Origin of the sequence: Paenisporosarcina sp. TG-14 (assembly GCF_000297555.1) — a bacterium.
GTDB lineage: Bacteria > Bacillota > Bacilli > Bacillales_A > Planococcaceae > Paenisporosarcina > Paenisporosarcina antarctica.
Map to the genome: position 1 here is coordinate 1 of NZ_AMGD01000066.1, position 13690 is coordinate 13690.

Annotated in this window: 11 protein-coding genes; all 11 read right to left on the reverse strand. The window is 36.0% G+C overall.

Features of this window, described 5'->3' with window-relative positions; genetic code table 11:
- Positions 1–45: 45 nt before the first annotated feature.
- Positions 46–1338: a (Fe-S)-binding protein gene (locus C406_RS0115970; protein WP_026045730.1), complete on the reverse strand. Its 1293-nt coding sequence runs from the start codon at positions 1336–1338 to the stop codon at positions 46–48.
- Positions 1331–2746: an FAD-binding oxidoreductase gene (locus C406_RS0115975; protein WP_017381662.1), complete on the reverse strand. Its 1416-nt coding sequence runs from the start codon at positions 2744–2746 to the stop codon at positions 1331–1333. The genes C406_RS0115970 and C406_RS0115975 overlap by 8 nt, the downstream gene beginning before the upstream one ends.
- 13 nt (positions 2747–2759) lie before the next feature.
- Positions 2760–3458: a FadR/GntR family transcriptional regulator gene (locus C406_RS0115980; RefSeq protein WP_017381663.1), complete on the reverse strand. Its 699-nt coding sequence runs from the start codon at positions 3456–3458 to the stop codon at positions 2760–2762.
- A 218-nt stretch (positions 3459–3676) separates the two neighbouring features.
- Complete coding sequence (locus tag C406_RS0115985) at positions 3677–4591, reverse strand: alpha/beta hydrolase (protein ID WP_017381664.1); 915 nt, start codon at positions 4589–4591, stop codon at positions 3677–3679.
- Between the two features lie 31 nt (positions 4592–4622).
- Positions 4623–5936, reverse strand: coding sequence for an MmgE/PrpD family protein (locus tag C406_RS19700; RefSeq protein WP_017381665.1), 1314 nt, complete (start codon positions 5934–5936; stop codon positions 4623–4625).
- A 37-nt stretch (positions 5937–5973) separates the two neighbouring features.
- Entirely contained in the window at positions 5974–6900 is a 927-nt protein-coding gene (locus C406_RS0115995; protein WP_017381666.1) for an ABC transporter substrate-binding protein, read from the reverse strand.
- 20 nt (positions 6901–6920) lie between these two features.
- Positions 6921–7658 carry an ABC transporter permease gene (locus C406_RS0116000; protein WP_017381667.1) on the reverse strand — a complete coding sequence of 246 codons (738 nt, stop codon included), beginning with the start codon at positions 7656–7658 and terminating at the stop codon, positions 6921–6923.
- 10 nt (positions 7659–7668) lie between these two features.
- On the reverse strand, positions 7669–8670 hold the full coding sequence (locus C406_RS0116005; RefSeq protein WP_036654911.1) for an ABC transporter ATP-binding protein: 1002 nt from the start codon (positions 8668–8670) through the stop codon (positions 7669–7671).
- A 19-nt stretch (positions 8671–8689) separates the two neighbouring features.
- Positions 8690–9340 carry an ABC transporter permease gene (locus C406_RS0116010; RefSeq protein WP_017381669.1) on the reverse strand — a complete coding sequence of 217 codons (651 nt, stop codon included), beginning with the start codon at positions 9338–9340 and terminating at the stop codon, positions 8690–8692.
- Positions 9341–10098: 758 nt separating this feature from the next.
- The gene (locus C406_RS0116020) at positions 10099–11466 is read right to left on the reverse strand and encodes a sigma-54-dependent transcriptional regulator (protein WP_017381671.1); all 1368 of its coding nucleotides are present in this window, start codon (positions 11464–11466) and stop codon (positions 10099–10101) included.
- Positions 11459–13573, reverse strand: a complete 2115-nt coding sequence (locus tag C406_RS0116025) for a sensor histidine kinase (RefSeq protein ID WP_017381672.1) — start codon at positions 13571–13573, stop codon at positions 11459–11461. Before C406_RS0116025 ends, C406_RS0116020 begins: the two co-directional genes overlap by 8 nt.
- Positions 13574–13690: the final 117 nt, after the last annotated feature.

A 13690-nucleotide genomic window follows, 5' to 3' on the forward strand; every position in this document is an offset into this window, starting at 1 on the left:
TATAGGTGTTTTGCTTCCTTTTCACTTTTAAAAGTAGACAATCCATTAAGAAACCTCGCAAGCTTCAGCCAATACTTCAACCAAATGCTTTACGGTTACTGTTGATTCAAGTCCCTCACGTTTAACACCTAAAATCATTTGAAGATGACATCCTGGATTGGTAGTGATAATTAGGTGTGGCTTCACATCTTTGACTGTTTTCATTTTCATATCTAGAATCATCATAGATTCTTCGTGATGGACGATGTTATAAATACCTGCAGAACCGCAACATAAATCTTGATTCTTCATTGGAGTAAATTCGATTCCGGGAATTTTTCTTATGAGTTCCAATGGTTCGTTGACGATTTTCTGTACATTCGTTAAATGACACGAAGGTTGATACGTAACTCGCATGTGGAGCGGTTTTGTAATCGGTAGTTCCATGCGTGATAAAATATAGCTAATATCCTTGTTTTTCAAGGAAAATTGCTTCGCTCTTTCAAACCAAGGATCACTTTTTTCAAATAAATGATCATATTCAACTAACGCGGCACCACAGCCACCAATTGCATTTACAATATAGTCGCAATCTAATTGTTCAAATACTTCAATATTCTTCTTTGCCAATTCAATGGCAGTTTCTTTCTCAGCACTATGTTGATGCAAAGCCCCACAGCATGTCTGTTCTTTTTGAAGAACTACTTCACATCCCGCTTTCTCTAACAGTTTCATGCTTAAATCATTTACGCGTGCAAAAAATGTATCCATTATGCAACCTGTGAAAAATGCTACCTTCGTCTTCGTTTTCAATTTAGAGTTTACTTGAAAATTTTCGCGTGACTCGGGCTTGTAAATTCTCGGCGTTATCTGTTCCATCGTGGCAAGTGAAGGAGAAACTTGTTTGATTACACCAGATTTTCTAATTACCTTATCTGCTTTTGTTCTTTGATATAAGCGTAAACCAGTTCCCACGATCTTCAGTATTTTTTTATTTGGAAGCACCTTTTTAAAGACAATATTTCGAACTACTTTTTCACTAATAGATTGCTGGCTTTTACGAAATGCGCCCAAAACATCAATTGCAGAATCTAGTATTTTTCCATATTCCACATTTGTTGGGCAAATTGTTTCACATGCTCGGCATCCCAAACAGCAGTCAATAGAATCCCCTAAATCTTCAAACCCTATTTTCCCTTCTGCTGCCAGTTTCACAAGCTGAATTCTTCCTCGTGGAGAGTGACTTTCTTTACCAAAGGCTAAATACGTCGGACACGCTGGCAGGCAATACCCACATTGAACGCAACTAAAAGTTTCATCGTATGCGAGTTTATCCTGTAATATTTTGTTATTAGTCATTTCGCAACTCAAACCTTTGCCCTTTTACCGGAAAAATTTTACCCGGATTCAAGATATTTTTTGGATCCCATGCTTCCTTAATACTTTTCATCATCGCAAGACCGTCCACGCCTAATTCCATTTCCATGAACGCTGACTTCATTGTGCCAATTCCGTGCTCTCCAGACAGCGTACCTCCCAAATCAATAGCCGCTTTGAAGATTTCCTCAACCGCCATTTCCACTCGTCTCATTTCTTCCTTATCACGTTGGTCCGTAATAATATTCGGATGAAGATTACCATCACCAGCATGACCAAAAACGACTAAGTGTATGTTGTATTTTTCTTTGATGAGCTTTAACCTTCTAAACATTTCAGGTATTTGACTTCTTGGTATCGTTGCATCTTCAGATATTTTTGTTGGTTTTAACTTCACAATAGCAGGCGAAACAAGTTTTCGTGCTTGCCACAATTCAGCTTCTTCTTTTTTATCCTGGGCAACTTGAACACTTCTCGCACCTACATCCATACAAACTGATTTAACTCGTTGCATTTCATCTTCTATCGCAAGTGGATGTCCATCAAGTTCAATCAGTAAAATCGCTTCCACATCCACTGGTAATCCTAAAGAAGCGTACTCTTCTACAGCGATGATAGAGCTTTGATCCATGATTTCCATTTTTGAAGGCATAATACCTGACACTAAAACCTTCGAAATCGCACTTCCAGCATCAATGATGTCATCAAACAAAACCATTGCGGTCAAGGAAGCTTGTGGTTTTGGAATTAATCTTAATGTAGCTTCAGTAATAATGGCTAGAGTCCCTTCAGAACCTACAATTAGTTTTGTGAGATCATACCCAGTTACATTTTTGATGGTTTGTCCACCTGTACGTACAATTTTCCCATCAGCCGTTACAATCTCCAAACCTAAGACATAATTCTTCGTAACGCCATATTTCAACCCACGAGGTCCACCTGCATTTTCTGCTAAATTACCACCAATCGTGGAGACATGCGCACTGCTTGGGTCCGGAGGGTACATCAGTCCAAATTCATTTGCCGCATCATTAATATGTGATGTAATCACACCTGGAGAAACGGTAGCAATTAAGTTTTCCTCATCTATTACAAGTTTTGTATCCCATAATGAAAAATCCAATACTATTCCACCATGGACCGGCAAAGGCCCACCACTTAAACTCGTTCCCCTACCTCTTGGACAAAGTGGAATTAAATATTCGTTTGCAATACGGACAATGCTTGCAACTTCAGTAGACGACATGGGCTGACACACAACATCAGGTTTATACATGCCGAAAGAGGCATCAAATGAAAAACTATACAAATCTGCTTCACTAGTTAAAAATCTCTTTGGGTCAGCTAATGTCTTTTTAAGTTTTTCCAGGATATCTTCTGTAACTTTCACGATGAGTAACCTCCTATTCGTAGTTATGTCGGACTTTAATCGAATGTAAATGTTCCCACATTGCTTTTTTTGCTGACTCAGCATCTTCATTTAGTATCGCTTCATATATTAATTGATGTTGCTTCATCACAACTTTAACTTCTAGTGGTTGCAGCAACGTTTCCATGCGATTTTGTTGGATAAAGGAATATACTTTTTCAGATATGACTTCCATTAATCCTTCCATTATTGCGTTGTTAGCACCCGTTAATATGGCTTTATGAAACGCATAATCTTCTTCTATAGCTAGTTCACCGTTCAGTTCTGCTTTTTTTAAGTTTATATAACAGTTTTCTAGCTCCATACGTTGCTCTTCCGTCATTCTCTTAGCCGCGTAATAAGCTGCGTCTCCCTCGATTGCTTGCCTTAACTCAATCAATTCGGACAAATTTTGTTTTTTAGGCTTTAAAACTGCTAGCAATTCTTGTTGTATGACTTGTTTCGTGTGACTTACAAGAAATATTCCAACGCCAGGTTTTATAGAAACAATTCCATTTGCCTCAAGTACGGAAATGGCCTCTTTAACCGTTGTTCGTGAAACTTCTAGAAGTTCAGCAATTGTTCGCTCTGACGGCAATTTATCTCCAGGTTTTAACTTTTCTTTAGAAATAGATGAGAAAATCTCATTGATTACTTCATGATATAACCTGTTTTTCTTCAAGATTGGTTTCAAGCAAGTTCTCCTCTCTTTCGAGGTCTGCTGGTTGGTCCAGTTAATGGAAAAAATAAAGAGAAGAAAATTCTCTTCTCTTACATTTTTTTATAAAGATCTAATCCACTATATTGTAGTCGTCTCACTTGTTACAAACATTACTCAGATTTCGCTATAGAAGGAAAAAAATTTGTATATTTTTGTAATTCACAATTCGAATTGGCTTCATTTACTAACAATTATGCCGTTACTTCTGTCTTTTTATCAACAGACATATGAGAGTTGAAAAAACTTGTCAATTCGGTAATGAGCTCCTGAAAAACAGGGTCTTCATGATACATAAAATCATTATGTTTTCCATCGATTAAATAAAATTGCTTAGGTTCCGAAGCCGCTGCATATAAAGCTGTCGATTCCTCAAGGGGATGTAGTAAATTATCTTTTCCGTGACCGATAAATAATGGTGCTGTTGAAATGTCTGTTACAACCTTCTCAGCGTTCATATTCATAATTGAATCAGTAAACTGAAGCTGTGTTTGTTTACCAAAAGGAGATAATGGAACTAATTCCTTTTGAACATAATCGTTTGTTGCTGGGTCTAGAGGGTAATGAATAAATGGATCAGCATACAGGGATTGACCTGTTACTACACGATGCACTCGGTCTTGCTCTACAGTTTTCACAAGTTCCATCCATTCAACATAACTGTGAATCGATTTTAACCAACGTTCCCCATCAAAGAAACCATTTAGTGCTGCTACTGCTTTTACTCGTTTGTCTTTAGCAGCTACTCGAACGACGTTGGAACCACCCATTCCCCATCCAATTAAACCAACTTGGTCAATGTCTACTTCTGGTTGTGCTTGCAAAAAACTAATTGCGTTGATAATATCTTCGACTTGTTCATCTAAAATGACACGGCCCTTTTCACCCTCACTGTTTGCAAAGCCACGGTAGTCAAATCCAAAACAAACATATCCTGCTTTTGTTAAGTTTTGCGCAAATAAACGTGGGTAAAAGTTATTAAATCCTTGGTACCCTGAGTTTGAAATGATCGCCGGTCTTTTTTCCCCAGCTTGATAATCATCTGGTAAATAAACTGTACCATCTAACTTAAAACCTTCACTATAAAAACTAATTTGACGTTCTTTCATTTTTAACATCCTCCGTTATAATAGAATTTTTTTATTCATTAATTATAGATAGTAGCTCACCAATATCATCTAATTTCTCGAGTTGCCTAATGCACTCCAGTAAGCTGCGACTTCTCTTTTCTCCGATAATAGGCGTTGTAAGGGAATAGAATTTTTCTTCTTTTTCAGCTTCAATTAAAGGGAAATCATAATCCCCTCTAGCTTGCAAAACAGAGGAACATAAGACTCTCCCTGCTTTTGTGTGTATCTTAACTTGACTTTGTGCAATTGTTGGGAAAGAGTCATCGAACTTTTCATTAACTCTCGTTTCAATTTTGCCCATTACGTCTAATACGTTCTGGTTTTGTAATTCATACAAGATTTGCTTAGGTCCAACTTCCCCGAATACAAGGTATGACGCAAGGGGAAATAATAAATTATATTGGGCTTCCTCAGTATTAGTTGGTGCTTGATGAGACAAACTAGCTGACTCTGTAAACGTGTAAACGATGATTTTCTCAATCTCTTCGTATGTGATATTCGTTTGACTTACCAATTCTTTCAAGCACTCTACAGCTGGCTGAGCCCAACGACAGCAAGCGTGAGGCTTATAGTAAAGTTGGTGAATTCGCTCAACCTTTCCTAGGTCTTGCACATATTCCCTTCCTTCATTTGATGAAAAAAGAGATGGGATTCCAGTAAATTGAAGCTTTGCTAAATAGGCTGAACTTAATCCTGTCATGCACCCCCACCCAATTCCATCCTTCAGCATAGATGGATGTTCAATACATCGCATCATGGGAGAATAGGTTGAATGGTATTCCGCTATTCCAAGTGCATGGTTAGTCTCTTTTTCTGACAAACCTATTATTCTACTTACCCCAGCAGCTGCTCCTATTGCCCCCCATGAACCAGTGCAATGATATTCTGGACGCTTACGATGTGCAATAATCCCTGCGCGAATTCCTACTTCGTAGCCTATTAAAACAGCAAGAATAAATTCTCCACCCGTCGATTTCTGTTCTTCGGCAGCTGCTAATATTGCCGGAATAACGATAGCTCCAGGGTGCCCTTTTGTTAAGCGATGTCCATCATCTATATCAAGGGCATTTGCCATGACTGCATTTACAAAAGCTGCTCCTGCTGGAGTAACTTTTTCTTTCTCTAAAAAGACAGAACTCACACCTACTCCCCATTGTGCTTTTGTGTATTTCTTCGCAATTATGGATACTTTCGCTTCACTACCTGCAATCGCACATGCAATATGGTCGGCCAACGCTTCTTTTACTGCCTTAATTGTCTCAGGAGTTTTGTCTACTAATGCTTCCTTTACGATATACGACGATACTACACCGCCAACATTCAAACTTTAATCAACACCTTTTCTTGTAAATCCTTATTTCCTACTCTACTAAACCTTCTTGGACTAGCCATTCTCGAGCAACTTCAGAAATTTCATCATGCTCCACATCTACACTATAATTTAACGACATCATTACTTCTGTATTTAATTTAGCAGACAGTTTATTTAACAACTCAGCAAGCTCATCAGTTAGAACTTCATCTCTAATTACCGGTGCTGCATTGTAAGCTGGGAAGAACATTTGATCGTCTTCCAAAGCAATTAAATCAAATCCTTTAATACGACCATCCGTAGCAAACCCTACAGATACATCTACCTGTCCTTCATTTAATGCGTTATAAAGCAATCCTGAATCCATACGAGTGACATTTTTTGAAGGGAATTCAAATCCATACAACTTCTCAAGTCCTTTAATCCCATCTTCACGAGCATAAAACTCTGCATTTGATGCAAACTTTAGTGAATCATCAATATTGTTAACATGGTTTGCGAGATCTGAAAGAGTTTTAATTTTCAATTCATCAGCCAAATCTTTACGCATTAATAGAGCATACGTATTATTTACTTCTGCTTTATCCAACCAAATTAATCCGTTTTTTTCGTCTGTATCTTTTACGATTTGATACGTAACATCTGGGTCTGATTCAACATCATGCTTTTGGTATACAACAAGCGCTGTACCTGTATACTCCCAGTAAAGATCAACCTGGCCATTTTCTAACGCTGAACGTACAACTGTACTACCCATATTGCTTGCTTCTTCAACTTCATAGTCGTTCTCTTTCAAGTAAATAGACGTTATTTTTGATAATAGTAATTGTTCTGTAAAGTCTTTCCCGCCAATCGTAACCTTACCTTTTGATTCTTTAGATTTATCATCACTATTATCAGCATTATCTGATTCGCCACAGGCAGCTAAAGCAAGAATTAGTGAAAACATCAGTATTCCTAATAAAATTTTTCTCATTATATTATCCTCCTTTTAATTTAAATGATTTCTAACTTACGCTGTATTCCTTTTGATACGACTAATTTCTCTAGTTTCCCTAAAATGAAATCTATTGAAATCGCTAAGACAATAATAGGAATTGCACCTGATAGCATAATTCCTGTGTCAGCTATCGCTATCCCAGTAAAGATTAAATCTCCTAACCCACCTCCTCCAATAAGAAATGCAAGAGCGGCGGAACCAACATTTATAACAATTGATGTTCTAATTCCAGCTAACATAACAGGGAGTGCATTTGGAATTTCAAGCTTCAGAAGAATTTGAATCTTGGTCATCCCCATTCCCTCTCCAGCGTCAATGATTGAACGATTAATATTGTCAATTCCAGCTACTGTATTTCTTAATATAGGTAGTAAAGAGTTAAACCATAGAGCAAATACCGCGGTTTGCCACCCAAGACCAAAGAAAGACATAATTAATGCTAGTAAGGCAAGAGTTGGAACCGTTTGTCCAACATTCGCAAAGTTGATAACAATCCAATCGTATTTTTTATATTTTGGTCTTGTGACAAAAATTCCTAACGGTACAGCAACTAACACTGCAAAAAAGCAGGAAATGCCAACTAATCGTAGATGCTGACCACTTAAATATAAAAGGTCCCCAGGGTTATTAATGATGAATTCAAATGAGCCTGCCTTAAAAGCCCATGCAAATAATGCTATTATTATAGCAACTAGTGAGATTCTAGCTATTCGTTCAATTTTCTTCCCATTCACAATACCCCTCCTAACGAGCTACAGTCATTTCTGTTGGATGAACAGAGGTCAAAGATTCAAAGTCAGAAACACGAAGTACACCGAGACGTTTTCCAGCTTCATCTTGTACCCATGCTTCTCCTGAATGTGAAGATAGAATAATAGACAGAGCCGTTCTTAAATTATCAGTCAGTTGAATTGTAAACTGACTTCCTTCTTGCCCATAAACTGTTGGCTTCTTTAAATGGTCTAATTTTCCTAATAAATCTTTAACAGTCAATAATGTTAATCGTTTTAAAGAACTTTCATTTCCAATAAAGTCACGGACAAAATCACTTTTCGGATTGGACAATATATTATCAGGTGAATCAAATTGCATGAGATCACCCTCTTTAAAAATTGCTATCTTATCAGCTAACCGAATCGCTTCGTCAACATCATGGCTAACAAATAAAATAGTTTTCTTCACATTTTTCTGAATTCGTAAAAACTCATTTTGAATATGTTCTCGAATAATCGGGTCAAGAGCACCAAATGGTTCATCCATTAACATGATAGGAGGATCAGCTGCTAGGGCTCTTGCAATTCCAACACGTTGCTGCTGTCCACCTGATAATTCCCAAGGAAAGCGCTTACTAAATTCGTCAGGTTGTAAACCAAACAAGTCAAGAAGTTCATTTGACCTTTTTTTCATTTTCACTCGGTCCCAGCCCATTAATTTCGGTACTACACTAATATTTTCTTCAATCGTCATATTTGGAAACAAACCATTTTGTTGAATGACATAGCCAATTGATCGTCTCAAATCGTTTATATTTAAAGTTTGAGAATTTTTACCATCCACTTCAATTGTTCCACTTGTTATTGGAATTAGACGATTGACCATTCGAAGCAATGTTGTTTTACCACATCCTGATGGTCCCAGAAAAACGCATATTTCGCCTTCTTTAATCTCAAGGTCTATTTTATTAACTGCAGTAACTTTTTTAGATTCTGTTTCATAAATTTTTGTAACATTTTTGAAATTAATCATAATCATTCACCTTCCTTCTTTACGAATTCGCACCTTTTGGACTAAGAAACTTTTGAATTCTTCCAAGTATTAAATCGGCTGAAATGGCTAATATCGATACAGCTAAGGCACCGACTTGAACCATTACCGTATAACTTGTAGAAATACCTCGAGCAATGTAGACTCCTAAACCGCCTGCTCCAATGTAGGCAGCAATAGCTCCAATACCTATTGTCAACACTATTGCCATTCGAATGCCCGCCATAATTACTGGGAGAGACAGTGGAAGTTCAACTTTGTATAATCTTTGCCATGTGGTCATGCCCATTCCAATAGCAGCATCTCGCGTATTTGGATCTACACTTTTTATTGCAATATACGTATTTCTTATAATAGGTAACTGAGAGTAGAGAATTAAAGCAACAACGGCTGGGAGAAACCCAATACCTTGATTAATAATAGAAAAGATTGGAATCATGAGTCCAAACAAAGCAATACTTGGTATTGTCATGATAATACCTGCAACTGCTAACACTAAATTTGCTAATGATTCCTTTTGTGAAATGTAAATACCGATTGGAATCCCAGTTAATATGGCAATTCCCACTGCTAGACCAACAAGCTGAATATGCTCCCAGGTTAATTGCAATAATGTAGTCCAGTTAACTTGAATAAATTCAATTAACTCCAAATCATTCACCTCCTAGATTTCATATTTGTTTTATATAACTATTACTATTGCAATTCCCATGCCAACTTTAAATCCAGTAAAATTCATTCAATTCAGAACTTTTCGTAAAAATTTTAAATCATAGAGTAAAAAATTTTTTACATACGAATAACTTGTTATCTTAATTAGCAAATGTTAGAAAATCACGCGCCCGAAGATAGCACTTAGTTCTTTTCCTACTTGTAATAAGAGAGGTTCTATAATAAGTCACTAAAATAAACAGGTGGAGAACAACGACATGTTTTTCTGTGGCCACTGAAAAAGTAACTATTTTTCTTCCCTTCTCCGGAGAACTCAAAAACATCTTGATCCCTTAAATTTGATATGCTTCTTGATTAATTAAGAGTTTTTCAGAAACTCTAGCATCTGAAAGTCGCAATATTTATACCATATTTTTGATATTAAAAATTGGAGCGTGAATTTCCTCACTATAACACCACATTTTTGGCGAGCAATCGCTCACCAGAAATTTCATTGAAATTAATTGATGGCTTTGGCCGTCCATTTGCTGTTTTGAGAGCACTTATGGTTATCCTCCAAATTTTGTACAACCTGCAGGCCTCCTGCGTCAACCTGGAGATCAAATTTTCCAACTGTCTTTTGAAAAAGCCAGCTATTTTCTTTCCTAGTAGAGGAAATATCAGAGCCACTTTAATATGAAAAGAGGACTGAACATAAAAGTCATTTTAAATAACTTTTATGCTCAGCCCCCCTGCTATTTATATTAGGTTGAAAAATTTATTCATTTTATATAATAAGCTTTGCCTTGATATTCCTAGTTTCCTTGCAGCAACAGATTGTTGGCCTAACGCATCATCTAATGCTTTTAAGATAAGTTTCTTTTCAATATCTTCCATTTGTTCAGGTAACGATTTCCCACTTTCTTGAAGGTTTGTTTCAACACTTGGTTCGTAATTCACTTCTCTAATTTCTCTATGAAAATCATGGATTGATAATTGCTGATCTTGAGCTAAAACAACTGCACGCTCGATAGCATTTTCCAACTCCCGAACATTCCCTGGCCACTGATAGTTTGTTAAAATTCTCATCAACTCGCCAGAGATTTGATAGTCACGTTCATATTTTTTTCGATGTTTGTCCAAGAATTTTTTAACAAGTAAAGGAATATCGTCTTTCCTTTCTCTCAAAGGTGGTATGTAAATATCAACAATATTTAGGCGATAAAATAAATCCTCTCGAAACTTTCCTTCTTCCACCATTTTTTTCAAGTTTCGATTGGTCGCAGTAATAATCCTAACTTCTACTTGCTTTATGGAATCACTTCCAACAGGGATAAACGTTTTATTTTGAGTTACCTGTAAGAGTTTCGCTTGGAACGCTGGTGTAATTTCCCCAATTTCATCAAGAAAAATAGTCCCCCCATTAGCCGCAACAAATTTCCCTTTCCTTGCTGAGACGGCCCCAGTAAACGAACCCTTTTCATGTCCAAATAGTTCACTCTCTAATAATTGTTCTGGGATAGAAGCGCAGTTGACGGGGATAAACGGGGCATGACTGCGATCACTTAATTTATGCATTGCTTCAGCAATCATACTTTTTCCTGTTCCACTTTCACCTTCTAACAACACATTTGCATTTGTATTGGACACTCGTTCAATAAGAAGAAGAATTTGTTTCATTACTTTACTTGTTCCTAATAATTCCCCATTCGTTTCAGATCTCTTTAATCTTTCCTTTAATATGTGATTTTCTTGTTTTACTTTTAACCACTCTATTGCTTTCTCAATAACAACAATAATTTCATGGAGTTTCACTGGCTTAACAATGTAGTCAAATGCACCCGTCTTCATTGCTATAACAGCATTTTCAATATTCCCATAAGCAGTCATCATAATAAATATCTTAGTTGGATATACAGAAACAAATTCCTGCAATAAATCTAATCCGGAACAATCAGGAAGTTTTAAGTCTAGGAAAACAATAGATATATCATCCTGTTCATTTATTTTTCGTCGGGCTTCCTGACCATTAGCCGCTGTATATATCGTATAATTCTTTTTCGTTAGTGAAGATTGGAAAATTTTTAATAGCTTGGACTCGTCATCAACAATTAATATGCTATTCATCAAGGACCCTCCCTTTCAGCTTCGGCAAACGAACACATATGGTCGTTCCCTCGTCAATCGAACTTGTAGCTTCTATTATCCCATTATGATGAGAAATGATTTCATAGGCAATGGACAACCCTAAGCCTGTTCCTTCTTTTTTAGTCGTATAAAAAGGGTTGAAAATCCAGTTGATATCTGACTTTGGAATCCCTTTACCAGTATCGCTAAACTCTATTTTCCAATCTTCATTAGTCTCTTTTACTGTTATTGTTAAAACACCACCATCTTCCATGGCTTGAATGCTATTGATAATGATATTTAAAAATACTTGATTTAATTGGTTTTCAATTGCTAGGACATCTATAACTTGATTAGCATAGTTTTGCTGAACCGTGATTTGTTGATCATCTAGTTTTTTCCTTAATAATGAAAGTAACTCATTGATTAGCACATTCACATTAACATATGTTTTATTATTTTCATTTTCACCTTTGGACATTTTAAGGAAATCAGTGAGTAAGTTATTCATACGATCAGACGTTTCGATGATGTCATTCGTCATTTCCTGGATAAGTTGAGTATCCAATTTATCTTCTTTTAATTCAAGTTCAATGGCATCTGATGCAGCAATAATGATACTCAAAGGATTTTTAATTTCATGGGCAATTCCCGCTGTTAACTGACCAAGTGATGCCATCCTCTCTGACTGTTTTAAATATCCCTCTAATTTTTTAACTTCACTAACATCTCTTAAAATAAGAATGGCACCAATATTATGCTTCTTGTCATCATAAAACAAAGCTGAATAAATGCGAACAACATGTTTTATTCCATCTTTATCGAAAATATCATTTTCTACCTCGTTAAACTTCTTACCTTCTTGTAACGTTTGCCATGATAGAAATTCTTTTTTTGACTTTTTAATTGGAAGATCAGTGATCTTTTTACCAATCACTTCGTTATGATTAAAGAGAGTTAGTTGTTCTGCACCTTTATTAAACGTTTCTATATTCCCCTTTTTATCAGTTGTTATTACTGCATAAGGTATCGATTCTAATATATTGAACAGTCTTTTTTCTTTATTGGATAATTCTGTAGCCATTTCATCCATGATCACAGATAAGTCTTCTAATTCGTCTCCAGTCTTTACTTTTTGAAAACTAGAGCGCTTTCCTTCTTTGTACTCTCTAGTTTGTTTTGTTAGAAATCTTATTGGTTTTACAATCCTTGATGTAGCAAAGATGGTAAAAATAAGCGTTAAAATTAAAACTGTTAAAAATCCTTTCAATAATAATCCTTGTACATCTGCCGTTGAGGCCAGTGCTTGTTCCAATGGTTCTCCTACAATCACACCATAACTCCCTAATTGCATTGGCTGATATGCAAACACCATATATTCTTTAAATAGTAACCCTTCCCAAATTCCTGATTTACTATTATTTAAATAATTTCCAATTGGATGATCCGCAAGACTCGTTCCTATATACGATGCATCGCTATGACTAATCAAAACACCATTACGATCTATAAGTGCGTTTACTCCTCTGTCCCCAATTTTCACTTGATTTAAATGCTGAGACAATACAGCTAAATTAACATATGCAATAACTCCACCTTGAACATTCTTTTTACTATCGATAATAGGATAAGAAACAGCAATAACTTTTTTCCCATTATCAAGAGCAAATATATTCGATAAATAAAATGTTTCACTCCAAGAGACTCTGTCAATAAATTCAATTATTTTCTCGGAACCTGATACATGAACATTTGGAATCGTAAATAATGTATTTCCTTGATTATCAACAATTTGACTATGCAGGATTAAAGGGTTCCGTGAAATAATTTTTTCTACTTCTTCTAAATCAACATATTCTTTATTCTGGATCTTCAAGGTATATTCTGAAATTAATCTTAAATCATTGATCATGTTAGAAAAAATATAGTTGGTATTCTTTCCTACTGTCTTCGCCATCGTTTGATTACGATAATCCATTTCTTCTCGCACAGAATTATTCATTACCTGAATCGTTATAAAATATAGTAAGGCTAACGCACAAAAGGTGACGAACAATGAGATAATCAAATATCTTTTAGTTAACTTTGAACGAAAAAATTGATTCATTATCTTCACTCCAATATGGACAGAGAGTTATATTAGCATTCAATTACAAATGTAAAATGATTAAGAAAAAGGAAATCCTACATAGCTCCAGGATTTCCTAATATCTTTACCCATTAT